The 25,235-nt window shown below is 69.0% G+C and carries 22 protein-coding genes and 1 pseudogene; 18 read left to right on the forward strand and 5 right to left on the reverse strand.

Annotation, left to right across the window (positions count from 1 at the left end):
• Positions 1 to 28: 28 nt before the first annotated feature.
• Positions 29 to 1,666, forward strand: a complete 1,638-nt coding sequence (groL, locus tag AC0L5F_RS13590; protein WP_473313941.1) for a chaperonin GroEL — start codon at positions 29 to 31, stop codon at positions 1,664 to 1,666.
• A 148-nt stretch (positions 1,667 to 1,814) separates the two neighbouring features.
• Here groL and AC0L5F_RS13595 read toward each other — a convergent pair whose 3' ends face one another.
• Both AC0L5F_RS13595 and AC0L5F_RS13600 read right to left on the reverse strand, forming a co-directional pair.
• Entirely contained in the window at positions 1,815 to 2,801 is a 987-nt protein-coding gene (locus AC0L5F_RS13595; protein ID WP_473313942.1) for a hypothetical protein, read from the reverse strand.
• Positions 2,802 to 2,971: 170 nt separating this feature from the next.
• Complete coding sequence (locus tag AC0L5F_RS13600) at positions 2,972 to 3,823, reverse strand: tryptophan 2,3-dioxygenase (protein ID WP_473313943.1); 852 nt, start codon at positions 3,821 to 3,823, stop codon at positions 2,972 to 2,974.
• Positions 3,824 to 3,850: 27 nt separating this feature from the next.
• On the opposite strand from AC0L5F_RS13600, the gene AC0L5F_RS13605 reads away from it, so the two are divergent.
• The 8 genes from AC0L5F_RS13605 to AC0L5F_RS13640 all read left to right on the forward strand — a co-directional run bounded on the left by AC0L5F_RS13605 (position 3,851) and on the right by AC0L5F_RS13640 (position 14,343).
• The gene (locus tag AC0L5F_RS13605) at positions 3,851 to 4,222 is read left to right on the forward strand and encodes an MmcQ/YjbR family DNA-binding protein (RefSeq protein WP_473313944.1); all 372 of its coding nucleotides are present in this window, start codon (positions 3,851 to 3,853) and stop codon (positions 4,220 to 4,222) included.
• A 21-nt stretch (positions 4,223 to 4,243) separates the two neighbouring features.
• Positions 4,244 to 4,945 carry an acyltransferase gene (locus AC0L5F_RS13610; protein ID WP_473313945.1) on the forward strand — a complete coding sequence of 234 codons (702 nt, stop codon included), beginning with the start codon at positions 4,244 to 4,246 and terminating at the stop codon, positions 4,943 to 4,945.
• Positions 4,946 to 4,981: 36 nt separating this feature from the next.
• A complete protein-coding gene (locus tag AC0L5F_RS13615) occupies positions 4,982 to 5,899 on the forward strand; it encodes an ATP-binding cassette domain-containing protein (protein WP_473313947.1) in 918 nt (305 codons plus the stop codon).
• Positions 5,896 to 6,714: a hypothetical protein gene (locus AC0L5F_RS13620; protein ID WP_473313948.1), complete on the forward strand. Its 819-nt coding sequence runs from the start codon at positions 5,896 to 5,898 to the stop codon at positions 6,712 to 6,714. The genes AC0L5F_RS13615 and AC0L5F_RS13620 overlap by 4 nt, the downstream gene beginning before the upstream one ends.
• Before the next feature lie 106 nt (positions 6,715 to 6,820).
• Positions 6,821 to 10,795 (forward strand): fibrinogen-like YCDxxxxGGGW domain-containing protein, encoded by a 3,975-nt coding sequence (locus AC0L5F_RS13625; RefSeq protein WP_473313949.1) that lies wholly within the window; start codon positions 6,821 to 6,823, stop codon positions 10,793 to 10,795.
• The gene (locus AC0L5F_RS13630) at positions 10,792 to 11,520 is read left to right on the forward strand and encodes a CDP-alcohol phosphatidyltransferase family protein (RefSeq protein ID WP_473313950.1); all 729 of its coding nucleotides are present in this window, start codon (positions 10,792 to 10,794) and stop codon (positions 11,518 to 11,520) included. The genes AC0L5F_RS13625 and AC0L5F_RS13630 overlap by 4 nt, the downstream gene beginning before the upstream one ends.
• Positions 11,517 to 12,869: an O-antigen ligase family protein gene (locus AC0L5F_RS13635; RefSeq protein ID WP_473313951.1), complete on the forward strand. Its 1,353-nt coding sequence runs from the start codon at positions 11,517 to 11,519 to the stop codon at positions 12,867 to 12,869. Before AC0L5F_RS13630 ends, AC0L5F_RS13635 begins: the two co-directional genes overlap by 4 nt.
• A complete protein-coding gene (locus AC0L5F_RS13640; RefSeq protein ID WP_473313952.1) occupies positions 12,862 to 14,343 on the forward strand; it encodes an oligosaccharide flippase family protein in 1,482 nt (493 codons plus the stop codon). Before AC0L5F_RS13635 ends, AC0L5F_RS13640 begins: the two co-directional genes overlap by 8 nt.
• Here the strand turns inward: AC0L5F_RS13640 and AC0L5F_RS13645 are convergent.
• Complete coding sequence (locus AC0L5F_RS13645; RefSeq protein ID WP_473313953.1) at positions 14,333 to 15,247, reverse strand: hypothetical protein; 915 nt, start codon at positions 15,245 to 15,247, stop codon at positions 14,333 to 14,335. The genes AC0L5F_RS13640 and AC0L5F_RS13645 overlap by 11 nt on opposite strands.
• A gap of 160 nt (positions 15,248 to 15,407) precedes the next feature.
• Positions 15,408 to 15,722: pseudogene (locus AC0L5F_RS13650) on the reverse strand (Wzz/FepE/Etk N-terminal domain-containing protein); the annotation flags it as partial.
• A gap of 269 nt (positions 15,723 to 15,991) precedes the next feature.
• Here AC0L5F_RS13650 and AC0L5F_RS13655 point away from each other — a divergent pair.
• From AC0L5F_RS13655 to AC0L5F_RS13695, 9 genes are all read left to right on the forward strand, one after another.
• Entirely contained in the window at positions 15,992 to 16,765 is a 774-nt protein-coding gene (locus tag AC0L5F_RS13655) for a sigma-70 family RNA polymerase sigma factor (protein ID WP_473313954.1), read from the forward strand.
• 77 nt (positions 16,766 to 16,842) lie between these two features.
• A complete protein-coding gene (locus tag AC0L5F_RS13660) occupies positions 16,843 to 17,283 on the forward strand; it encodes an FAD synthase family protein (RefSeq protein WP_473313955.1) in 441 nt (146 codons plus the stop codon).
• The gene (locus tag AC0L5F_RS13665; protein WP_473313956.1) at positions 17,280 to 18,203 is read left to right on the forward strand and encodes a glycosyltransferase family 2 protein; all 924 of its coding nucleotides are present in this window, start codon (positions 17,280 to 17,282) and stop codon (positions 18,201 to 18,203) included. The genes AC0L5F_RS13660 and AC0L5F_RS13665 overlap by 4 nt, the downstream gene beginning before the upstream one ends.
• Before the next feature lie 4 nt (positions 18,204 to 18,207).
• Positions 18,208 to 19,602: a sugar transferase gene (locus tag AC0L5F_RS13670; RefSeq protein WP_473313957.1), complete on the forward strand. Its 1,395-nt coding sequence runs from the start codon at positions 18,208 to 18,210 to the stop codon at positions 19,600 to 19,602.
• A gap of 104 nt (positions 19,603 to 19,706) precedes the next feature.
• Positions 19,707 to 21,305 (forward strand): AMP-binding protein, encoded by a 1,599-nt coding sequence (locus AC0L5F_RS13675; RefSeq protein WP_473313958.1) that lies wholly within the window; start codon positions 19,707 to 19,709, stop codon positions 21,303 to 21,305.
• A 7-nt stretch (positions 21,306 to 21,312) separates the two neighbouring features.
• Positions 21,313 to 22,377 carry a YihY/virulence factor BrkB family protein gene (locus AC0L5F_RS13680; RefSeq protein WP_473313960.1) on the forward strand — a complete coding sequence of 355 codons (1,065 nt, stop codon included), beginning with the start codon at positions 21,313 to 21,315 and terminating at the stop codon, positions 22,375 to 22,377.
• Between the two features lie 4 nt (positions 22,378 to 22,381).
• Complete coding sequence (locus AC0L5F_RS13685; protein ID WP_473313961.1) at positions 22,382 to 22,777, forward strand: cold-shock protein; 396 nt, start codon at positions 22,382 to 22,384, stop codon at positions 22,775 to 22,777.
• Between the two features lie 74 nt (positions 22,778 to 22,851).
• Positions 22,852 to 23,274: a hypothetical protein gene (locus AC0L5F_RS13690; protein ID WP_473313962.1), complete on the forward strand. Its 423-nt coding sequence runs from the start codon at positions 22,852 to 22,854 to the stop codon at positions 23,272 to 23,274.
• Between the two features lie 242 nt (positions 23,275 to 23,516).
• Positions 23,517 to 23,972, forward strand: a complete 456-nt coding sequence (locus tag AC0L5F_RS13695; protein WP_473313964.1) for a hypothetical protein — start codon at positions 23,517 to 23,519, stop codon at positions 23,970 to 23,972.
• Between the two features lie 65 nt (positions 23,973 to 24,037).
• Here AC0L5F_RS13695 and AC0L5F_RS13700 read toward each other — a convergent pair whose 3' ends face one another.
• On the reverse strand, positions 24,038 to 25,159 hold the full coding sequence (locus AC0L5F_RS13700) for an HNH endonuclease (RefSeq protein WP_473313965.1): 1,122 nt from the start codon (positions 25,157 to 25,159) through the stop codon (positions 24,038 to 24,040).
• Positions 25,160 to 25,235: the final 76 nt, after the last annotated feature.

Raw genomic sequence — 25,235 nt, forward strand, 5'->3', positions numbered from 1 at the left:
GACCATCCACAGTCGGAGTAATTCACCCATGTCAAAGACCATTGCCTTCAATGAAGAGGCCCGCCGCGGTCTCGAGCGCGGCATGAACCAGCTCGCCGACGCCGTCAAGGTGACGCTCGGCCCCAAGGGCCGCAACGTCGTGCTGGAGAAGAAGTGGGGAGCCCCCACGATCACCAACGACGGCGTGTCCATCGCCAAGGAGATCGAGCTCGAGGATCCCTACGAGAAGATCGGTGCCGAGCTCGTCAAGGAGGTCGCCAAGAAGACCGACGACGTCGCTGGCGACGGCACCACCACGGCCACCGTCCTGGCCCAGGCACTCGTGCGTGAGGGACTGCGCAACGTGGCCGCCGGCGCCAACCCGATGAGCCTGAAGAAGGGCATCGAGGCCGCCGTCGACGCCATCAGCGCGCAGCTGCTCGGCATGGCCAAGGACGTCGAGACCAAGGAGCAGATCGCCTCCACCGCCTCCATCTCGGCCGCCGACACCACCGTCGGCGACATCATCGCCGAGGCCATGGACAAGGTCGGAAAGGAAGGCGTCATCACCGTCGAGGAGTCCAACACCTTCGGGCTCGACCTCGAGCTCACCGAGGGCATGCGCTTCGACAAGGGCCACCTGTCGGGTTACTTCGTCACCGACCCGGCCTCCATGGAGACCGTGCTCGACGACCCGTACATCCTGATCGTCAACAGCAAGATCAGCTCGGTCAAGGACATGGTCCCCGTGCTGGAGAAGGTCATGGCGTCCGGCAAGCCGCTGGTCATCATCGCCGAGGACATCGAGGGCGAGGCCCTGGCCACCCTGATCGTCAACAAGCTCAAGGGAGTCTTCAAGTCCGTGGCCGTCAAGGCTCCGGGCTTCGGCGACCGCCGCAAGGCCATGCTGGCCGACATCGCCATCCTCACCGGTGGCGAGGTCATCAGCGAGGAGGTCGGTCTCAAGCTCGAGAACGCCGATCTCACGCTGCTCGGCACGGCTCGCAAGGTCGTCACCACCAAGGACGAGACCACCATCGTCGAGGGTGGCGGCTCGGCCGACCAGATCGCCGGCCGGGTCAACCAGATCAAGGCCGAGATCGAGAACAGCGATTCGGACTACGACCGCGAGAAGCTGCAGGAGCGCCTGGCCAAGCTGGCCGGTGGCGTGGCGGTCATCAAGGTCGGCGCGGCCACCGAGGTCGAGCTCAAGGAGCGCAAGCACCGCATCGAGGACGCCGTGCGCAACGCGAAGGCTGCCGTCGAGGAGGGCATCGTCGCCGGTGGCGGCGTGGCTCTCGTGCAGGCCGCCGCTGCGGTGTTCGAGAAGCTCGAGCTCAGCGGTGACGAGGCCACGGGCGCCAACATCGTGCGCGTCGCGGCCTCGGCTCCGCTGAAGCAGATCGCCATCAATGCCGGACTCGAGGGTGGAGTGGTGGCCGAGAAGGTCGCCAACCTGCCCGAGGGCGAGGGCCTCAACGCGGCCACCGGCGAGTACGTCGACCTGATCGCCGCGGGCATCATCGACCCGGCCAAGGTCACGCGCTCGGCGCTGCAGAACGCGGCGTCCATCGCGGCGCTGTTCCTCACCACCGAGGCCGTCGTGGCCGACAAGCCCGAGCCGGCTCCCGCCGGTGGCGCCCCCGACATGGGCGACATGGGCGGCATGGGCGGCATGGGCTTCTAGTCCGCACCACCCGCGCGACCTGCACCACCCGAGAGCCCCCGACCGCACCGCGGTCGGGGGCTCTCGCCCGTCCACCGGCCTTCCCCGCGAGTGGCGCAAAGTGGTCGACTTTCACGTTCGAAACGAGCCGAACTGCGCCACTTGCGGTTCAGGTTGCGCCACTCGCTGGCCTCGATCGAGGGCTCGTGGGGCGAGCGAAGCGCTCGATGCGGTGCAGCAGTGCCCCGTAGCCCGTCGGGGAGAAGGTCGACAGTCGTGCCTCGCGCTCCCACCGGGCGACCCTGCGATGGTCGTGAGCGAGGCCGAGCGCGTCCTCCGCATCGCCGATGATCTGCGCCGGATCGTCGGTCACGTCGCGTGCGCCGTAGGCGAACCGCTCGATGCCGTGTCGAGCCAGCAGACGATCGCGGCGCATGTCGCGCAGGTGCACGTCAGCGTCGCGGTGCACGCCACCGTCGAACTCGGCAGCACGTCGGGTGCCGCGAATCCGCAGGTCGAGCGACCAGATGATCTCGCCGCCCTCGGACCTGAGCTCGTGCTGGGGCTCGACCGGAATGCCGGCGAGCACGTGCAGCAGCCGCAGGACGGTCTCCCACGGCGACTGGGAACGCTCGTCGGCCAGGAGCAGCGCACGCCGGAGAACCCGCACGCCGCGCCGGCCCGCGCGCATGGTGTCCCTGATGGCCGAGATCGTGGTGTCGTGTCGCTGCAGCGCGCAGTCGATCACCACCACGAGGTCCACCAGGCTCAGGTGCTCGGCGAGCTCGACGATGGTCCACTCCGGTGAGGCCACGCGGAGACCGCGGTACCGACGGCGGTGCTCGTCCGGAAGGTCGCAGCGGCGCACGTACACCCCGCGTCGATCATGGTGAGGGGCGTCGCCGTCGGTGCAGGCGATGAGGGGCTCGTCGGGAATGTTCGGCAGCCACCATCCGCGCAGCCTGGCTGACGTGAGGTGCGTGAACACGGCGTCCGGCGGCAGCGCGAGCGCCACGGCTGCACACACCGTGGCCAGGTCGTCGCCATCGGCGGCCGCCATCGACACGCCGTTGACCGGATGGAAGTACTCGGAGTTGCGCAGGCGGCTGCGGGTCACGCCGTGGTGGCCGGCCTCGCGATGCAGGATCGGTTCCATCGGCCGATCGTGACCGCCCGGAGCACGCCCGCCCACTGTCGTCATCCGGCGTGTGGATCTGTCCCGTCCTCCACAACCGCCGAGTGGCGCATCGTGATCATCGAGTGGCGCAATTCGGCTGGATTCGAGCGGCATTCTCGACCAGTTTGCGCCACTCGCGGGGAAGGGGGCTAGAGGTGGGTGCGGACGTCGCGGAGCTCGGGGAAGAAGGTGAGGGCGAGGGCGCGCTGCAGGAAGGGAACGCCGCTGGAGCCACCGGTGCCGCGCTTGTGGCCGATGATGCGCTCGACGGTCTTGAGGTGGCGGAAGCGCCACAGCTGGAAGCTCTCCTCGACGTCGACCAGCTCCTCGCACATCTCGTAGGCGTCCCAGTGCGCGTGCGGGTCCGCGTAGATGCGCCGCACCACCTCGACCACGTCCGGATGCGCGGCGTACGGCTGGCTCACGTCGCGGTCCAGGACGTCGGCCGGGACGTCGTGGCCGCGACGGGCCAGCAGGTGCAGGAAGGCGTCGTACAGCGACGGGGTGTTCAGGTCGGCCAGCAACGCGTCGTGCAGCGCGGGATCGTGGTCGAAGACCTTGATCATCTGCGGGTTCTTGTTGCCGAGCAGGAACTCCACCGTCCGGTACTGCGGTGACTGGAACCCCGACGACTTGCCCAAGGAGTCGCGGAACTGCACGTACTCGACCGGCGTCAGGGTCTCCAGCACCGACCACTGCTCGAACATCTGCCGCTGGATGGCCTTGATGCGGGCCAGGCGCTTCAGGGCGGGGGACAGGTCGTCGGAGCCGATCAGGGCGATGGCCGACCGGAGCTCGTGGATCAGCTGCTTGAGCCACAGCTCGGTGACCTGGTGCTGGATGATGAACAGCATCTCGTCGTGGTGGTCCGACACCGGTTGCTGCGCCGAGAGCAGCGCCGGCAGCTGTAGGTAGCTCGCGTAGGTCAGCTCTCCGCGCAGGTCGGTGGCGACCCCCTCGTCGATGGGACGGAACGAGGCGGACTCGGATGCTTCATTCATGTCTGCAACCTATGGCAAGGTCGTCGCGTGGCGAACAGACCTGACCCTCCTGCCAGCTGGGTCGCGCGTGTCGACGTAGCACTCGCGGGCTGTCCGCAGTGCCGTTCGGAGAAGGCCTGGACCGGCACGCGGTGGCGCGTCGGCGGGTCCACCGTGGCGCACCTGTTCGGAGGTGAGGACCAGCTGTTCCGCCTGATGGTGCGCGCGTCCCACGACGAGGTCATGGCCTTCGAGCTGCAGGGCCACCCGTACTTCCGAGCCGGGTGGGGACGCAACGTCGTCGGCATGGTGGTCGACGATCGCAGCGACTGGGACGAGATCGCCGAGCTCGTGGTCGAGTCCTACTGCGTGCAGGCGCCGCCCTCGCTGGCCGAGCAGGTCGATCGACCCGCCAGGTGATCTGGCTGACAGAATCACCGGATGGACGCCGACCACCGCACCCGCCTGCGCGCCGCCGGCGTCGAGGCGGACGCCCTCGACGCGCTGACGTGGCACCTCCAGGTCGACGCGATGCCCGCGTGGTGGCACGAGTGCGGCAACGCGCTGTATCTCGCCGACGGCGCCTCGTTGCCTCCCCGGGTGCTGGCCGACCTCACGACCTTCCCGGTGCACGACGTGCTGATCGCCGTGGGAGCCCCGATGGAGTGGCTCAGCTCGTTGTTGGTCGGAGGGGACCGCGCCACGGTGTTCCTCGACCGTCGGTGCGTGCTCACCGCCGGTGAGGTCTACTGCGGTGCCGATTCGCAGATCGTCCTGCACGGGCCCGTCGTGGCCACCCGGCAGGCGGTGGTCGATGCTCGCAACGGCGGCAGCATCGTCGCCCAGGGCGACCAGCTGTGGGCAGCGAATGTCTACGTCGCCACCGACGACATGCATCGGCTCGCCGACGCTGCCACGGGCGATCGACTCAACCCGTTCGGTGGGCGCATCACCATCGGCCGGCACGTGTGGCTGTGTCGCGACGCCGTGGTCACCGGACACGCCGACATCGGTGACGGTGCGGTGGTGGCCATGCGGTCGGTGGTTCGCGGTCAGAAGGTGCCGTCCCGCGCGGTGGCGGCCGGGGTCCCGGCGCGCACGGTGCGCACCGACGTCGAGTGGAGCCACGACGACCTTCCGTAGACGCTCGCCCGATCGACGTGATGGCACAGTTGACCCATGGCGGTGATCGAGGCGGTGGGGCTGGGCAAGTCCTTCGGGGACAAGCGCGTGGTCGACGACCTGTCGTTCTCCGTCCAGCCGGGCAGCGTCACCGGCTTCCTGGGACCCAACGGGGCGGGCAAGTCCACCACGATGCGCCTCATGCTCGAGCTGGACCGCGGCGACGGGCGCACCACGTTCGACGGCCTGACGTTCGGCCAGATCGACCACCCGATGCGTCGCGTCGGCGCACTGTTGGAGGCCAAGCCGTTCCACCCCACGCGCACGGCGCGCAACCACCTGCGGATGATCGCGGCCCCCAACCACATCGGCGACGACCGCGTCGACGCCGTGCTCGACCTCGTGGGCCTGTCGAGCGTGGCGCGCCACAAGCCGCGCACGTTCAGCCTCGGCATGGGGCAACGGCTCGGCCTGGCCGCGGCGCTGCTGGGTGATCCCGACGTCCTGATCCTGGACGAGCCGAGCAACGGGCTGGATCCGGCCGGCATCAGCTGGTTGCGGCAGCTGCTGCAGACGTTGGCTCGCGACGGTCGATCGGTGCTGGTCTCCAGCCATCTGCTGCAGGAGATGGCCGTGCTCGCCGACCGTCTGGTCGTCATCGGTCGGGGCGTCATGCTGGCCAACGGAGCGGTCGACGAGTTCATCGACGCGAGCCGTCTCGGCACCGTCCGCGTGCGCACCCCGGACGCCGGGCTGCTGGTTCCCGCTCTCGCGCCGCTCGGGGGTGGCGTCACCGTCGACGGTGACGACCTGGTGGTCACGGCGCTGACCGCCGACCAGGTCGGCGACGCAGCGCTGGCAGCCGGTGCCCGCATCCATCAGCTGGTGACCGAGCGCCCCAGCCTCGAGGACGCGTTCCTCGAGGCGACCGGACTGTCCGAGGAGTTCGGCTCCAGCACGGGTGCCGCCTCGTGATCGACGCCCTGCGGTACGAGTGGGTCCGCCTGAGGACGCTGCGGTCGACCTACTGGTTGATCGGGCTCGCGCTGGCCTTCCAGGTCACGATGTCGAGCCTGATCGCGTGGCGCATCAGTGTCGCCAGCGGGTCCCTGGGCGAGGACAACACCTTCGACGTTATCGTCACGATCGGCGCCTCCTCGGGTCTGGCGCCCCTGTTCATCGGCTACATCCTCGGCCTGCTGGGCGTGTTCTCGATGGGCCACGAGTACCGGCACGGCATGATCCGGGCGACGCTCACGGCGGTGCCGCACCGGGCGACGGTGCTGACCGCCAAGATCCTCACGACAGCAGGTGTGGTCGGAGCAGCGGCGGTGGCGTGTCTCGCGCTGGGACTCGCGTCCATGCTGGTGTTCGGCCTGCCCCTGCCGGACCTCGGTGCGATGGTGTCCCTCGGCGCGGGCACGGCGATCTTCGCGATGCTGTTCGCCCTGTCCGGGCTGGCGTTCTCCACGCTGGTGCGCAACCAGACGGCCGCCGTCGCGATGCTGATGCTGATCCCGACGGTGTTCGAGCAGATCGTCAAGGCCATCGTGTTCGCCATCAAGGCGGCCTCCGACGACCCGACGTCCACGACGGGCGTCGTGACGATCCTCAAGTACCTGCCGTACGACGCCGGCGGACAGATGTACACCCGCATCTCGATCGGTGACATGTTGCGGTTCTTCGGCGTCGTCCCGTTCGGCCCCGTCGGCGGCGGCATCGTGATGGGCGTGTTCGTGGCAGGCCTCCTGGCGCTGAGCTACTGGGCGTTCCTGCGCCGGGACGCCTGACCTGCACCACCCGCGACCGGCGTCGGCGTCATGAATTGCCGCGTGCGCCCTCTCTGGTAGGTACGGCCATGCGCCATGGCCGGTCGAAGATCTTCTGAGGACGTTCATGCGCATCGCCAGCCGGGCCCCCCACCGTCGCGGATTCGCGCGCCGGACCATGCTGCTGTCGTTCGTCGTGGCCGTGCTGGCTCCGCTGGTGTCGGCGCTGCCCGCGACGGCCGCTGATCCGGTCACGGCGCCCGTGATCGACGGTCGCAGCCAGGCCACGGCCGCCGCGTCGTGCTGGGAGATCAAGCAGAACGATCCGACTGCCACCGACGGCGCGTACTGGCTGCTCACGCCCCAGCTGGTCTACCCGCGCAGGTTCTACTGCGACATGACCACCGACGGTGGCGGCTGGGTGCTGATCGGTCGCGGGCGGCAGGGATGGTCGTGGAGCAACGACGGTCTGGGTGCCGCCGACGACCTGGCGAACGACCCTTCCGGGCCGACCGCCTTCCCGGTCAAGCAGCTCAGCGGGAGCGTCATCGATGCTCTCGCGGGCGGCAAGCGCATTGACTCGATGACCGACGGTGTCCGCGTGCGCCGCGCCACCACCGTCGACGGCACGCAGTGGCAGGAGTCCGGCTGGACGTACCAGAGCCGCGACCGATGGTCCTGGACCCTCAGCGCCGGCTTCCCGGTGGCCTCGGCGCACATCGGCACGGCGACCGGTTCGGGCACCACGACCCGCGACATCGGGCTCGACGACGGGTTCAATCGGATCTGGACCTTCGACGACGCGGCCAACGACTTCGTCCGCGGGTTCAACTACGGCTACAACGTCGTCGGCAGCGCCGACGCGAACAGCTACCTGTTCTCCCAGCGGGGAGACGGCCGCTACCCCTCGCCGTTCAGCCAGGTCTTCCTGCGTCCCAAGCTGATGACCGCCGATCTCACCTACCCGGCGATCCCGCCCGGCGGCGCGCCGGCGAGCACGCAGAAGGCCATCCCCGAGAGCGGCACGATCCCGTCGACCTGGGGCGTCAGCGGCACCGGCGCCGGGGGCACGGGCGAGAACGCCACCGAGGTGCAGGCCTTCGCCCAGATCGGCAACGTCATGTACGTCGGCGGCAACTTCACCACGGTCCAGAAGGGCGAGGGTGCCACCGGCGCGAACAAGATCGCGCGGCCCTACCTGGCCGCCTTCAACGCGACCACCGGCGACTACCTCTCGTCGTTCGCTCCGCCCGCCCTGAACAACCAGGTCAAGTCGCTCGCGGCGCTGCCCGGCGGCCGTCTGGCCGTCGGGGGAGAGTTCACGACGGTCGGCGGGACCAGCCGACCGGGTCTGGTGGTGCTGAACGCCACGACCGGTGCTGTCGACACCGCCTGGAACGTGAAGATCCTCAACAAGCTCTCGGGCGGCAAGGCGTCGATCCGCGGGCTCGACGTGAGCGGCGACTACCTGTACGTGGGCGGCGCCATGACCCACTTCCTCGTGGGCACCCGTGAGACCTACGCCAAGGGCGCCGGACGGGTCAAGATCTCGACCCGCACGCCCGATGCGAGCTGGAACCCCGAGTTCAACGGCACCGTCACGGCGCTGGACGTCAGCGACGACGGTTCGCGCGTCTACTACGCCGGATACTTCACCAAGTCGCGGACCGCCGACGCCCTGCGCGGCGCAGCGTTCAGCACCGCCAGCGGAGCGGCCCGGATCGCCCCGACCTGGACCCCGGTGTCCAGCACCGCGGGCTCGGCGCGGTACCAGCAGGCCGTCAAGGAGGTGGGGTCGCGGGTGTGGCTCGGCGGGTCGCAGCACAACATGTTCGGCTACGACCGCACCACGTTCGCGCTCAACAAGACCCACATCACCAAGTGGGGCGGCGACATCCAGGCACTCGAGGCCGGCAACGGCCTGGTGTTCGCGGGCTGTCACTGCGAGGACTGGAACTACTCCGACACCGCGGACTTCGACGGCACGTCCCCCGGGCAGACCACCGTGGGCTGGTCGCAGGCGGACGCGATGGACTTCATCGGTGCCTACGACGCGACCTCCGGTGACTACGTCTCGAACTTCGTCCCGCAGCTGAAGGCACGCAACGGCATGGGCGTCTGGGCGATCAAGGTCGCCACGGACGGCACCGTCTGGGCCGGCGGCTCGCTGACCTCCGGTGTGTCGACCCACGGCATCAACCAGTGGATCGGCGGGTTCACCCGATTCGCGGCGCGCCCGCACACGGCGCCCCTGCCGCCGACCTCGCCCGCGGCCAGCCTCGCAGGCGGTGACGCCACCGTCTCGTGGGCGGCGTCACCGACCACGAGCGGACCACCGATCACCTACCAGGTGCTGCGCAACGACCGCGTCGTCGCGACCACCCAGTCCACCGTGGTCGTGGTTCCCGGATCGACGACGGACGACTCGTTCTTCGTCCGTGCCGCCGACGACGCCGGCAACCGCTCGGCGACCACCGCCGCCGTGCGGGCCACGGCCGGAGCGCCGTCGCCGGTGCTGCTGCCCTCGGGCTCCACGTGGTCGTACCTGTTCGACGACACCGCCGCCGTCCCCGCCACCTGGCAGCAACCGGCCTACCCGGCCACCGGCTGGAAGAGCGGCGCGGCGCCGCTCGGCTTCGGGTCCACCGACGTCGCCACCAACATCGACGTCCCCGCCGGCACCCGCCGCGCGGTCGTGTCGTACTACCGCTCGACCTTCACCGTCGCGCCGGGATCGAGCTACGGCTCGGTCACGTTGACCACGCGTGCCGACGACGCGGTGGCGGCCTACGTCAACGGTGTCGAGGTCGGTCGCGCGAACCTTCCCTCGGGTGACCTGTCCGGCTCCAGCTACGCGTTGTCGGCACCGCGCACGGCCGCGGCCCAGCAGGCCCCGGTCAGCTTCACGGTGCCGGTGTCGGTGCTGCGGCAGGGAACCAACACGGTCGCGATCTCGGTGCACTCGATGTACCGATCGACACCTGACTCCAGCATGGACGCCACGGTCACCTCGACGCCGGGCACCGAGGAGCCGCCCGCTCCGCGGTCCACCCTGCTCGCCGAGCGGTCGACCTGGTCGTACCTGTTCGACGACACCGCGACGGTGCCGTCGAGCTGGCAGCAGCCGGGCTTCGCGCCCACGGGCTGGAAGACCGGCGCCGCACCGTTGGGCTTCGGCTCTCCGTACGTGGCGACCAACACCGACGTGCCCAGCGGCGCCCGGCGTCCGGTCGTCGGGTACTACCGCACGACGTTCGACATCGCGCCGGGCTCGACCTTCGGCACGGTCACCCTCACGACGCGGGCCGACGACGCGGTCGCCGCCTACGTCAACGGCGTCGAGGTGGGGCGCGCCAATCTCGACCCGGGACCGCTGTCGAGCTCCAGCTATGCCCTGTCCGCTCCACGAACCTCCGCGGCGATCGCCGAGCCCGTGTCGTTCGAGGTGCCGGTGTCGGTGCTGCGCCCGGGAACCAACACGGTCGCGATCTCGGTGCACTCGATGTACCGCTCCACACCGGACTCGAGCATGGACGCCTCGATCAAGGCGTCCGAGGGATCGAACCCGGTCGTCGCACCACCGACCACGACCAACCTCGTGGCCGAGAAGTCGACCTGGTCGTACCTGTTCAGCGCGACCACCGCGCCGCCGGCCAGCTGGCAGACCGATGCGGCCGGAACCGAGGCCTGGGGCACCGGGGCCGCGCCACTGGGGTGGGGATCAGGACCCATCACCACCAACATCGACGTGCCGTCGGGCGAGACCCGCGGACTCACCTCCTACTTCCGTCGCACGTTCGCGGTGGACGATCCGGCCGCGTTCAGCGCGCTGACGCTGACCACGAGGGCCGACGACGGCATCGCGGTGTACGTCAACGGCGTGGAGGTGGTGCGATCGAACCTGCCGACCGGCCCGCTCACCTCGGGCACCTACGCGTTGTCGTCGCCCAGCACGCAGGCTGCCCTCGATGCTCCGCTGGTGGTGCAGGTGCCGACCTCGGTGCTGGTCGCCGGAGCCAACACGATCTCGGTGGAGGTCCACTCCAACTATCGCTCGGCGCCGAGCTCCAGCATGGACCTGTCGCTGGTCGGGACGTCATGACCGGACCGCGTCCAGCACAGGCGTGGTCACAGCTGGCGCAGGCGCAGAAGAGCGGCGCGGGCGTGCCGTGGTACATGCGTGTGGTGAATCGACGACTCGGTCGCGCACTGGCCGCGGCCGCGTCGCCGACGTCGGTGACACCGAACCACCTGACGGCTGCGAGCTTCGTGGCGTTCCTCGCGGGAGCCGGTCTGCTCGCCGCCGTGCCACCCGGCGTCGCAGTGGCGGTCGGGTCGATGCTGCTGCTCCAGCTCGGGTTCGCGCTCGACGCCGCGGACGGCCAGCTCTCGCGCCTGCGCGGCACGGGATCACCGGCCGGCGAGTGGCTCGACCACGTCGTCGACTCCGCCCGGCACCTGCTGTTCCACCTGGCGGTGATGATCGGGCTGGTCCGCTTCACCGACCTGGCGGAGGTCGCGCTGCTGCTGCCGCTCGGCTTCGCCGTGGTCGCCAGCGTGCGGTTCTTCGCCCAGATCCTCGCCGAGCAGCTCGCCCGGCGTGATCCGATCGCCGGTCCGGAGTCGGTGCCGCGATTCGGCACGTGGATCCAGGCGCCGGCCGACACGGGCCTGAACAACCTGGTCGTGCTGCTGTGGCCGTGGACACCGGTGTTCTTGACGGTCTACGGCGCCTTCGCCGCGCTGAACGCCGTGCTGCTGGCTGCGACCGCGGTGCGCCGATACCGTGAGCTGCAGCGACTGGGCGGACAGAAGGCTGAGGCGTGAGCACGAGTACAGAGCTTCGCGACACGACGGGCACGCCGGTGCGTGAGCAGGGCATCGCGGGGTATCGCGGCGAGATCGGGCTGCCCGCGTGGCCGGTGCTGACGTTGCTGTGGGGTTTTCCGTTGTGGTGGATCACGGGGATGACGGTGATCATGGCCGGGATCCTGACCGTCGTGATGGTGTCCTACCTCGTGATCGGTCGGACGCTCCCGGTCCTGCCCGGCATGGCGGCGCTGGGGGCGTTCTTCCTGTGGGTCGTCGCCTGCGTCACGATGATCGACTCGGGTGCGCGGTTGCTCGGCTACGCGTATCGCACCACCATCGTGCTGTTCGTGGTGACGGCCTTCGTGTACACCGTGCGATCGGCCGGTCAGCTGACGCGCCGCCGCATCATCAGCGCCCTCACCTTCGTGTGGTTCTTCACGATCGGCTGTGGGCTGGTCGCGATGGTGATTCCCGAGGTGCGCCTGACCACGCCGGTCGGGCTGCTGCTGCCTGACGCGGTGCGCTCGAACGAGTACGTCCAGGACCTGTTCTTCCCGCCGATGGCCGAGATCCAGACTCCGTTCGGATCGCCCGAGACCTTCGTGCGCCCCTCGGCCCCGTTCCCCTACGCCAACAGCTGGGGCGTGGCGATCGTGCTGCTGTCGCCGCTGGCCATCGCCTGCTTCCTGCAGGCTCGGTCGCTGCTGCTGCGCGTGGCCATCCTGGTGGCGTTCGTCGCGATGCTGCCGCCGGCGATCGCCACCGGAAATCGCGGCATGTTCGCTGCCCTGGCGGTGTCGGGTGTCTACGTCGTGGTGCGCATGGCGTTGCGCAACCGCGCAGCACCCGTGCTGAGCATGGGTGTCCTGGGCCTGGCCGGTCTGGCGGCGCTGATCGCCAGCGGGTTGCTCGATCGCATCGCGGTGCGGCAGGAGTACGGAGACTCGCTGGGCACGCGCACCGCCCTGTACGCCGAGACGATCCAACGGACGTTGCAGTCGCCGCTGCTGGGCTACGGCGCGCCACGGCCCGGGTTGCAGCAGGACGTGTCGGTCGGCACGCAGGGGTACGTGTGGATGCTGATGTTCAGCTACGGGTTCGTCGGGCTGGCCCTGTTCCTCACCTTCCTGTGGGGCACCACGCTGCGCACGTGGGCCGCGCCGGGAGACGTCGACCTGGTGCTGCACAGCGTGCTGGTCGCGGCCAGCCTGGTGATCGTGGTCTACGGCCTCGACATCATGCAGCTGCTGTCCATCATCCTTGTGGCTGCCGTTCTGGTGCGGCGCCGGCACGGGCTGGAGCCGTACGACCCGGACGATCCCGACGAGCTCGTCGACATCGGGCTGAACGCCGCGCGTGGCTGATCAGGCGCCGGTGCGGCGCTCCCTCGGCTCGTCGAGCATCGGCGGTGCCGGAGCGATCAACCTCGTCGGCGGTGCGGGCGGGGCGCTGCTCGGTCTGGCTCTGGCGGCCGTCGTCGGACGCGCCCTCGGCACGTCGGGTGCCGGGCAGTTCTTCATCGCCGTGGCGGCCTTCACCATCGCGTCGAACGTCGCCGAGCTGGGTGCCGACACCGGCCTGATCAGGTTCGTCTCGGCGGCCGGTGCCACCGGGCGGCTCGACACCGTGCGGTCGTTGGTGCACACGGCGGTGCGGCCCGTGGTGGTGGGCGGGACGATCTTCGTGGCTCTCGTCGCGGTGCTGGCCGCCACCGGCGCGGTGCCCACCGCGTTGCCCGGCCCGTTGATCGTGGCCGGTGCCGCCGTCGCGGTGGTCTCGTCACTGTTCGCGATCCTGCTGTCGATCACGCGTGGTTTCGGCGACGCCACCACCTTTCCGCTGCTGCAGAACATCGCGCTCCCGGCCCTGCGGCTCGCGGCGGTGTCGCTGGCCGTGGCGCTCGGTGCGTCCGCGGTGCAGGCGCTGTCGGCGTGGATCGTTCCCACGCTGGTGGTCACGGCGATCGCGGCGCTGGTGGTGCGCCGCCAGCTGCGCCGGCACACCGCGGATCTTCCCGCGGCCGTGGCCGATCGGCGCGCGTTCTGGTCCTTCAGCGCCACCCGCGGGCTCAGCTCGGCCGTGGAGATCCTCCTGGAGTGGATCGACGTGCTGCTGGTCGGCGCGCTGGCCTCGGCCGAGGCGGCCGGCGTGTACGCGGTCGTCACCCGCAGCGCCCGGGCCGGCGACGTGGTGCAGCAGGCGGCGCGGATCGCGATCGGTCCGCAGATCAGTGCGGCCCTGGCCACCGGCGACGTGGCCCGCGCGCGACACGTCTACGGTGTCGTGACCGCAGCGATGATCTGGTTGGCCTGGCCCTTCTACCTGGTGCTCGCGATCTTCGGCGACGCCGTGCTGAGCCTGTTCGGCCCCGGCTTCGATCGCGGTGCCACGGCGCTGGCGGTGCTGGTTGGTGCCATGGCGGTCGCCACCGCCGCCGGGGCGGTGCAGACCATCGTGCTGATGGGTGGCCGCAGCGCCTGGCAGCTGGCTGACAAGTCGGGGGCACTGGTGCTGAACGTGGCACTGAACCTCGTGCTGATCCCGGCGTGGGGCATCGAGGGGGCCGCCGTCGCCTGGGCGGTCACCATCGTGGCCGACACCGCCGTCGTGGCGTGGCAGGTGCAGCACCTCATGGGCGTGCATCCGGAGGGCAACCACCTGTGGGCGGCTGCAGCGCTGTCGGTGGCCGTCGTCGGCGGGATCGGCGTCGCGAGCCGTCTGGCCTTCGGATCCAGCGTCGCCGTCATGCTCGCCACGGTCGCCGTGGCGGCGGTGGTCTACCTCGCGGTGAGCGTGGTGCTGCGCGAGCGGCTGGGACTGACCCGTCTCAGCGGTTGATCGACAGCATCTCGGGCCGCGTTGGGAACAGTGCGGTCAGGCCGATGTCCACGTTCTTGGACCGCAGCAGCCCGGCGAGCCGTCGCAGGGCCGCGGCGTCGTCGGTCGTGGTCCGTGCGAGCACGACCGAGTCCGACCGCGTGGCCAGAGCGACCTTGTTGGCGTCCGACGCGAGGCTCGTCGTGTCGAGCACGATGACGCCTCCGGCCCACGACGTGCGCTTCTTGTCGGTGGGCCATCCGCGGCTGATCTTGCCCTCGTTGATGCCGCCGGCATCGACGAAGTGGGCGGCGCGTCCGCGTCGGGCCAGTGCATCGACCAGCTCCTGCCCCGGTGAGATGAAGCTCTGCGGGTCGTCCTCGGCGTCGACCATGATGATGAACGCGTCGGTGCGCAGGTCCTGCGGGATCTTGAGCATGAACGCGGCGATGTCCCACGTGTCGGCGCGGTTGGTGTCCTTGGTGCCGTCGAGCACGATCTGGTCGCCGATGGAGGCGAGCCCCTCGACGCCGCCGATCTCGGTGTCCTCCTCCTTGCGCGAGAGCGCGAGCGGGATGCCGAGCAGCAGCCCGAGGAAGCCGCCGGCGGTGCCGAGGGCGAGCGGTCCGGGGCTGGAGCGGGTGGTCGGCGTCTCGGCGTTGCCGATGACCTGGCCGGGGTTCAGGTCGACGTTGCCGAGGCGTGCGAGCTGGTTGGCGAGGGCGTCGACCTGGATCTGGATCGAGCGTTGCTGGATCGTCGAGGAGTTCTGCGACTGCTTCGACCGGGTCTGCAGCTCCTCGATCTGGCTGGTGGCCGCCTTGGCGAGGCGGTCGAGCTCGGCCGCGGCATCGGCGCGTCGCGTGGTGAGGTACGCCTCGGCGACAGGCGTCGGCCCCGGCCGCGGCCTGCTGCGGGGTGTCACCGGTGAAGCCGATGTCGAGGATCTGCGAGTCGCTGGGGTTGGTCACCCGCGTGGCGTTCTGCACGTCCTCGGCCGAGAACTTGTAGCGCGGTGCCAGCAGCTTGGAGGTGGCCTCGGCAACCTTGCGCGACGTGACGACCTGCTGCTCGGTCGGCATGCTGATCGACTGCGTGGAGTCCGAGCCGGCGACGATCGGGTTGGAGTTCATGGCGTTGACCGCGACGGTGGTCTCGGACGAGTACTTCGCCGGGATGACGATCGAGGCCAGGACGCCCAGCACCACACCGACGATCGCCGTCATGGCCACGACCGGCCAGTGACGGCGCAGCTTGCCCGCGATGTCCGTGAGCTGTGCGGGGGGCGGCGGTGTGGCCATGCGGTGAAGTCCCATCAGGGTCGATCGAGTGCGGCGTACGGGTCGTACACGTAGGAGAGCGACGTGTCCCCCCATCATGACGGGAGCAACCGCGTGCATCCGGTAGTCCGAAGGTCATGGTGATCTCGGTCACGGAGTCGGGACCTAGATCCTGATCCCTTTGAGCGGTATCCCGGGGTCTTTCGGGACGGTGTTGTCCGGATTGCTGGAAGATTTTGCAGTGATGATGTCTATTTGGTCCCAAGGGACTGGACGGGCTTTGGTCCTTCGTGCCACGATGAGCTTGGGATGTAACTCCTGTTTGCATGTGCGCGCTGCACAGGCTGTCCCGGGTAGCAACACCAGATCCAGGGGACCAGGGGAACACCATGAACCAGCAGCGGAACGCGTCCTGTGCGGACGTCGACGAGTTCGATCTTCCGCAGATCGAGGAGCTCGACGACGCCACCTTGATCTCCATGGCCCGGGCCGACCATCCCGATGCCTTCGGCGTGCTCTACGCCCGCTACTCGTACGCCGGACGCCGCCTCGCGCGTCACCTGGGCCAGGCGGAGGACTCCGACGACGTCGTCTCCGAGGCGTTCGCGCAGGTGCTGGACCTGGTGCGCCGCGGCAAGGGGCCCGATCGCGCCTTCCGTGCCTACCTGTTCACCACGATCCGGCACGAGGCCGGTCGTCGCGCCAAGGCGCGTCAGCGCGTCATGCCCACCGACGACGACGCCCAGATCGACACGCCGGTGCAGTTCGGTGCCGGTCAGCTCGACCACTTCGAGAAGACCGCGGTGCGCGCCGCGTACGAGTCGTTGCCCGATCGCTGGCGCACGGTGCTGTGGCACCTCGACGTCGAGGGCCGCAAGCCGAACGAGCTCGGCCCGCTGATGGACCTGTCGCCCAACAGCGTCTCGGCGCTGGTGTACCGCGCCCGCGCCGGTCTGCGCGAGGCCTATCTGGCCCAGCACGTCGGCACCGCCGGTGTGGCTGAGGGCGCCGACTGTCACGGGGTCCGCAAGGTGCTGCCCGGCTTCGTGCGGGACACCCTCGCGGCACGCGATCGGTCACGCGTCGAGCACCACCTGGTCGACTGCGCGGCATGCGTCGGCGTGCACGCCGACCTGCGGCACGAGAACCTGCGCGTCGGCTGATCTCGCCGCACTCGCGTCACGTTCAGGGGCGTGGGCACTCTCCGTAGGAGATACCCGCAGCGAACAGGATCCCCACAGTGAACGAGTCACGGCCCATGTACGACGTCGGCTACACCAGTGGCGTCTTCGACATGTTCCACGTCGGACACCTCAACCTGTTGCGTCGTGCGCGCAACTACTGTCACCACCTGGTGGTGGGCGTGGCCAGCGACGAGTACACCGAGCGGCTGAAGCGCCGGGCGTCGGTCGTTCCGTGCGACGAGCGCATCGAGATCATCTCCGCGCTCGGCATCGTCGACGAGGTGGTCATCGACCGCTCGGAGGACAAGTCCGTCATGTGGCAGCAGCGCCGGTTCGACGCCATCTTCAAGGGCAACGACTGGCAGGGCACGCCGAAGGGCTACCGCCTCGAGCGGTCGATGGGCGAGCTGGGCGTCGACGTCGTCTACTTCCCGTACACCCGGCACACGTCCAGCACGATGCTGCGCGAGTTCCTCCACGGACGCGACGACGCGTGAGCCCGACTCATCCTGCGGTGACGGCCGTCGTGCCGACCCATCGACGACCCGAGCTGATGAAGCTCGCGGTCGAGAGCGTCGTGGAGCAGGACTACGCCGGCGACATCGAGGTCATCGTGGTGTTCGACGGGTGTGACGTCGACCTGCCGACGATTCCTGCCCGGCCCGGACGCACCGTGCGGGGCGTCCGCAACCAGCGCACGCGCGGCCTGGCCGGCGCACGCAACACCGGGATCGTGGAGGCGGGCCACCGGTTCGTGGCCTTCCTCGACGACGACGACACCTGGCGGTCGCACAAGCTGTCGGTGCAGATGCCGGTCTTCGCCGCCGAGCCGGACGTCGCCCTGGTGGGATCGGGGATGCGGGTGGTCAACCAGGGCACGTCGACCCACACGCGCCTGGTGCCCAGCTCGACGGTCACCTTCGACGACCTGATCGAGGACCGGCTGGCCGGGCTGCACTCCAGCAGCTTCGTGTTCCGTCGCGACCAGCTCGTCGAGACCATCGGCATGATCGACGAGCGTCTCCCGGGCAGCTACGGCGAGGACTACGACGTGCTGCTGCGCACCGCGCAGGTGGCACCGATCCACGTCGTCAACGAACCGCTGGTCGACGTCCGCTGGACGGGTCAGTCCTACTTCTACGGGCAGTGGAACACCTACGCCGATGCTCTGCAGTACCTGCTGGACCGCCATCCGGAGTTCGCCTCGCAGCCGCGCGCCCACGCCCGGGTCAAGTCGCAGGTCGCCTTCGCCCTCGCGGCGGGCGGGCGCCGATCCGAGGCGCGCTCCTGGGCTCGCGAGGCCCTGAGCGACCACCGCGCCAACGTGCGCAGCTGGCTGGCGCTGGCGATCTCCTACCACCTCGTGAGCGCCAGCGCGATCGCTCGCGCGGCGAACGCGGTGGGACGGGGGGTGTAGCGCCATGGCGGTGGTCGGGCTGGAGTCCGCGCTCCCCGACGTCACGATCGACCCGGCCTCGACCGACCTGCCGGTCGATGCCCGGCTGCAGCTGTCGTCGCTGAGGCAGGGCCTGCTCGGTGACGTCGCCGTCGTCGTCACAGCCGCCGTGGCGATCGCCGTGGCCGGCTTCTCGATGGGGCCGGCGGTCGCTCTGCTGGCTCTCGTCGCGGTGTGGCGCGTCTACAGCTACGCGGCACTGCGCCCCTACGAGCGTGCTCGTTCGTTCACTCCCGTCGTGCGGTTCGCCCAGGCGCTAGGCGTCGGTGCCGTGGTCGTCGTCGTGCTGGGTGTTGCCGACGAGCCGTCGGTGCGCCGAGCCGCGGTGGTGCTGGTCGCCGTCGGTGTCGTGGCCGCCACGGCCACCGCGGTCCATCGGGTGGCCTTCCGCCGCACGCCCGCCGTGCTGATCGGCCCGTCGGCCCAGGTGTCGCAGCTGCAGCAGCGGTGGTCGGCTCGCCGCGACGTGGTCGTCGTCGACACCTACTGCTGGTCCGGTTCGCTCGACGCACCGCAGCACCGCTCGGCCATCGCGGCCGACGTCCTCGCCGCTGTCTCGCAGGCCGACGCCACGTCCGTCGTCATCGCCGGTGGATCGTCGTTGTCGTCCCCGGCGGTGAGCCACCTCGTCTGGGCGCTGCAGCGTGCCCACGTCGAGTGCCTCGTGGTCGCCGGACTCAGCGAGCACGCCGAGGCGGTGCAGCCGCGTCGCATCGGCGACCAGATGGCGTTGGCGCTGCGACCTCCTCAGGACCACCTCGCGGCCCAGCTGGTCAAGTCCACGATCGACCGTGTGGGCGCCGCTGTGGGCCTCGTGGTCCTGTCGCCGTTGCTGGTGGCCATCGCGGTGGCGGTGAAGCTGGACTCGTCCGGCCCGGCCGTGTTCAGCCAGATCCGTACCGGCCGCGACGGCAGGCCGTTTCGCATGTACAAGTTCCGCAGCATGGTGACCGACGCCGAGCACCGCCTGGGCGACCTGCTCGAGCTCAACGAGGCCAGCGGACCGCTGTTCAAGATCGCCCAGGACCCGCGCATCACCCGCCTCGGTCGATTCCTGCGCAGCACCTCGCTCGACGAGCTGCTGCAGCTGGTCAACGTGGTCAAGGGCGACATGTCGTTGGTCGGTCCGCGCCCGGCCCTGCCCAGCGAGACCGCCACCTACGACACCTGGACCTGGCGCCGGCTGCACGTCAAGCCGGGTCTGACCGGTCTGTGGCAGGTCAGCGGGCGCTCGACCCTGACGTGGGAGGAGGCGGTGCGCAAGGACCTGGAGTACGTCAACAACCAAGGGCTGCGTCTCGACCTGGCCATCCTCTGGCGCACGGCCGGAGCGGTGCTCCGGCGCGAGGGCGCGCACTGATCACCGGCCCGTAACCGCCGGTTGCAGGCGACTAGAGTGTGCTGAACTGCCCGGCCACGGCTACCGTCGGGCCTGCACCTGGACGCCGGACCCGGAGGTACACCATGAGCGATCTCGCCTACAGCCTGAAGGTCTTCAGGAGGATAGGCCTGATCGCCCCCACGTGGCCGCACCGGCTCGTGGGCGCTGGCCTGCAGCTGGCCAAGTGGGGCCCGGGCTTCCCGTCGGGCGTGCACGCCTGCGCCGCCCGCTTCCCGCACCAGGAGGCGATCATCGACGACGTCGGCAGCCTCACCTGGCGCGAGATGGCCGACCAGATCAACCAGCTCACCGACGTGCTGGCCGAGCGGGGCGTGGATGCCGGCGACTCGGTCGCTCTGCTGGCGCGCAACCACCGGTACATCGTCATGGCGATGGTGGCCATCATGCAGCGCGGTGGTCGGGTGCTCTTGCTGAACACGATGGCCAGCAAGTCCCAGCTCGGCGAGCTGGCGAAGCGCGAGTCGGCCAAGCTGGTGATGCTCGACGAGGAGTTCCTGCCCGTCGCGGCCGACCTGCCCCGCGAGGACCTGCTGCTCACCTGGTCTGACGATGACGGCAAGGACGCCGGTGTCTCCACGGTGGCCGGGGCCATCGTCGGGCGTCCGACCTCGGGGCACAAGGTGCCCGACAAGCACGGCAGCGTCGTCATCTTCACCTCCGGCACCACCGGGCTGCCCAAGGGCGCCCGGCGCGAGGAGCCCAAGGACCTCAAGCCCCTGGTCACCTACTTCGGCGCGATCCCGTTCTCCGGCAACTCCACGATCGTGCTGGCCGCGCCGCTGTTCCACTCGTGGGGGCTGATCAACTTCGGCTTTGCGCTGTCGACCGCCCCCACCTACGTGCTGCGCCGGCGCTTCGATCCCCAGCAGGTGCTGGCCGACATCGAGCAGCACCGCGCCGAGGTGCTGGTGGTGGTGCCGTTGATGATGCAGCGGCTCGTCGACGCCGACCCGAAGGTCATCGAGGGCACCGACGTGTCGTCGCTGAAGATCACCGCGAGCAGCGGCTCGGCCCTGGCCGGTGACCTCGCCAACCACTTCATGGACATGTTCACCGACTCGGTCTACAACTTCTACGGCGCCACCGAGACCGGTTGGGTCACCATCGCCAGCCCGAAGGACCTGCGGGAGGCTCCGGGCACCGCCGGCGTGCCGCCGCACCGCACGACCGTCAAGATCCTCGACCCCGACGGCAAGGAGCTGCCGCAGGGCGAGACCGGTGTCATCCACGTCGGCAACGACATGCCGTTCGGCGGCTACACCGACGGCAACACCAAGGCGTTCGCCGATGGGTTGATGAGCACCGGCGACCTCGGGTACTTCGACGAGAACGGCCGCCTGTTCGTGGCGGGCCGCGACGACGACATGATCATCTCCGGTGGCGAGAACGTGTTCCCGCGCGAGCTGGAGGACGCCCTGATCGAGCACTCCGCGATCGCCGACGTGGTGGTCACCGGAATCCCGGACAAGGACTGGGGGCAGTGCCTGGCGGCGTACGTCGTGCTGCGGGACGGGGAGAAGCTCAGCGAGGACGAGGTGAAGGCCTACGCCAAGGATCACGTGGCTCGCTTCGCGGTGCCGCGGCAGGTGATGTTCCTCGACGAGCTGCCCCGCAACCCCACCGGCAAGGTGATGAAGCGCGAACTCCCCGAGTTCGAGTAGGCGCCAGGTGAGTCCCTCGGTCGGCCCGGTCGACCGCTTCCAGCGCAAGCACCGCATCGTCGGGTTCCCGATCGCGGTTATCTACAAGTACTTCGACGACCAAGGTGCCTACCTGGCCGCGATCATCACCTACTACGCGTTCATCGCGATCTTCCCGATCCTGTTGTTGAGCACGTCGATCCTGGGCTTCGTGCTGCAGGGCAACCCCGACCTGCGCGAGACGCTGCTCAACTCGGCGCTGAACCAGTTCCCGATCATCGGCGACCAGCTCGGGCGGCCCGAGGGCTTGCAGGGGTCGACCACCGCGATCATCGTCGGTGCGGTCACGGCGCTCTACGGCTCGATGGGGCTGGGGCAGGCAGTGCAGAACGCGGCCAACATCGCGTGGTCGGTGCCCCGCAACAGCCGGGCCAACCCGTTCCTGCTGCGCTTTCGCAGCCTGATCTTCCTGTCCATCGGGGGCATCGGCATCCTTGCGCTCGCCATCGCCACCTCGATCCTGGCCAACCCCGACGCGCTGGGGACCGACCTGGTCCCGGCGGTGGGCATCGTGTCGCGCGTCGTCGGCTTCGTGCTGACGCTGGCGATCTTCGTGGCGATCTTCCGACTGATCAGCCTCGGCCGGGCCAAGACGCGGGCGGTGTTTCCCGGCGCGTTCGTCACCGCGGTGCTGTGGCAAGGCCTGCAGCTGGTGGGCAACACGTACGTGCGCGAGGTCATCGCCAAGGCCAACCAGGTCAACCAGACCTTCGCGTTGGTGCTGGGTCTGGTCGCGTTCATCTACGTCGCGGCGATCATGGTGATGCTCGGCCTGGAGGTCAACGTCGTGCTGCGCCGCCGGCTCTTCCCCCGCGCCCTGCTGACGCCGTTCACCGACAACGTGGTGCTGACCGATGCCGATCAGCGCGCGTACGCGGCCTATGCCAAGAGCCAGCGCCACAAGGGGTTCGAGGAGGTCATCGTGACCTTCGTGGACCGCGAGCAGGACCGCGACGTGGACGAGCCACCCGCGGCGGATGATGCGCCCACTAGGGTGGAGTCCGACCAACCGGCTCCAGAGACGCACAGGTGATCAGATGCCCACGGGCAAGGTGAAGTGGTACGACGCAGACAAGGGCTTCGGCTTCCTCAGTCGTGAGGGGGGCGAGGACGTCTACGTGCGCTCCGACGCTCTGCCCGAGGGCACCACGTCGCTGAAGGCCGGCGCACGCGTGGAGTTCGGCATCGTGTCCGGTGGTCGCGGCGACCAGGCGCTGCAGGTGCGGCTGCTCGAGCCGGCCACCTCGGTGTCCCGCTCGCAGTCGCAGGCGCGCCGCAAGGACCCCGAGGCGCTGGCGGTCATCGTCGAGGACCTCATCCGGATGCTCGACGACATCGGCGAGGGCTACCGGCACGGCCGCCACCCGGACCGCTCCAAGGCGAAGCCGGTCGCCCAGGTGCTCCGCGCCGTCGCCACCGAGCTGGAGCTGTAGGGACCCCTCGCTCGCCACGCCCGCAATCTCTCAATCCACCTAGCAGATCGGCTGCGCGGGGCTAATGTTTGCGGATGAGGCTTGTCGCGGGGGTGGTGGCCGCCGTGGCTCTGCTTGAGGCGATGGTGCTCGCATTCATTCCATTCGCCCGATCCGGTGTTCTTGGAGAGAACACTGAGAGCAAGCCATTCCTTTACCCGTTGACGACTGTGAGCTACTGGCTCACGGCTGTCCCTTGCTTAGTCGCGGTTGTCGTCCTCGCCTACTGCGCTTTGTCAGTCTCGAAGTACTCGCGCTTGTCGCGAGGTTCGACCCTGCGCACAGGCTCGTTGGTCGGGTTTGCACTCATCCAGCTTGGCTATTTCGTGTTCGCTGTCTGTGTCGGACTTCTCGACGAAAGCCCGCCAATGTTCGGTTATTCGCTGCTTGGCATGGCCGCGTTCTTGCTCGCGGCTGCTCTACTCCGCGTGCGCCCGCGCGGTCGCGTGGCTGCCTAAGAGTCGACACGGGTCTCCAAGCCCACAAACTCCCAATACACCTAGTGGAGTCCTGACCTATCCCGGCTCCAACGGGCGACTAGGCACTACATGTGTGGGACGCACTATTGATCCCCGTCGCTCGGTGTCAGACTGTCCGGGTGAAACTCCGTTGGCGTCGAGGGCGAGACCCTGAAAAGTCGCCTCCGTACGTCGCACGAGAGTCGGGCACGGAACGATTTCTGGTCGTCCACGACTACGGCATGGGTGCGATCTGGTGGTGGGTCTGGGCATCATCCGCCGAACGGATCATCTACGAAGTGGCGGAGGTCGAAGTGGTCACGGACCAAGAGCGGATCGCCGAAGCTCACACCTGGGATGCCGTCCCCGAGATGAACCTGGGCGATCCTGAATCGCCCATCGCAGGTCTTCGTGCGAAACGTTCGTCAGATAGGAACCATCCGGACGGCGGCAAACTGTGGGGACGAGAGCGTGTGTATCTCCGGTATCCATCCGAGCCAGGTGTCTTGTTCTTCATGGAGTTGGGAGCCGACGGACGGCGAATCCGTCAGGTCGAGGTCGCGCCTGAGGGTCGGAAGCGTTCGACGCCGAAGGACTGGTTCAATCCACCTTTTGATCTTTTCGATCCAGAGTTTGCCGCGATGGAGATCAACGAGGAAGAGTTCACGACCGAATGGAACCAGGCAACCGATCCATGACCTCCCGGGGTCCGCGACCACGGCGATAGGCACTGCCAAGCCCGCCTGTGCTGCCCTGCTGGGGGTTATGCGGCGTGGATGATGAGGTCGCCGGCGGGGTCGACGGTCAGGTGTGTCTTTTGTCGGTGGTGTCGTCGGCAGAGGGCGCGGAGGTTTGCTGCGTTGGTGGGTCCTCTGGGGTGGGGGATGTGGTGGTCGAGGTCTGATTCGGTGGCGGGCCGGTTGCAGTGGGCGACTTGGCAGGTGCCGTCTCTGATCTCGATGGCTGTTCTGAGTGCTGGTGATGGTGTGTAGCCGAGTTCGGTGATGTCGAGGATCCGGCCCAACGGGGTGGTGATGATGCGGTGGAACAGGGTGCCGGGTTGTTGGGCGAGGTCACGGACCATGTCGGCGGGGAGAGCGTAGTCGCCGTCGAAGGACTCGCCGGGTTCGTTGGTGTAGCCGGCGAGGCTGGTGACGGGGATGGTGACACCGATGACCGCGCGACGGCTGACCGACCCGGCGCCTGCTTCGTCGAAGAGCCAGGCGGTCATCTCGTCGGCGCGTTTCTGGTCGAAGGAACGATCGTCGGCCGGCAGGTTCTTGGCTCTGCGGGTGAGCTCGTGGTCGAGGGCGATGATGGTGTCGGTGGGCAAGAATGCGTGGAGCCAGGACATGCCGGCTTCGCCGTGCTCGACGACCACTCGCCGCTGCTCACGCTCGGACTGTGCTGTGGTGATGGGGTCGCCGTAGGTGGCGACGAACCGCCGCAGCTTCGCCTTCAGCTGGGCTGCGGTGTGGGTGGGTGCATAACGCACGAGGTCGTAGTCCAGGTGGATCCGGACGTGGTTGTCATCGGGCAGCCGCAGCAAGGCTGAGGCGATCAGCCCCACCCGGTACGAATCGATCCGACCAGCAACGAAGGCGTCCCAGGTGTCGGGCAGGTCAGTGGCGACGCGGCCGTATTCGGCGAGGCGGCACTGGATCGACCGCACCGGCATGTGCAGGGTGGCGGCGAGCTCGTCGTCTGCGTATCCGATCTCGAGATCACGGATCTCGGCGTTGCGGGCGTGCTGGGCCTCACGGGCGCGGAGTTGTTTGAACGCCAGCATGTCAGCTGCTGTCTCGGCTTCGAGCCGCGCTCGCTCGGCCTCGCGGGCGGTGATCCGGTCGAGGATCGCCTGTCCGGGGTCGGGGTGCGTGGTCATGGGTCCATTGTAGTCGAACGGGTGTTCGATGGACAGTGTTTTCCACTGATCCGACAGCGTTTTCGTGGGTCCGGTC

It is taken from the genome of Aeromicrobium sp. 10G20-16, assembly GCF_055809665.1.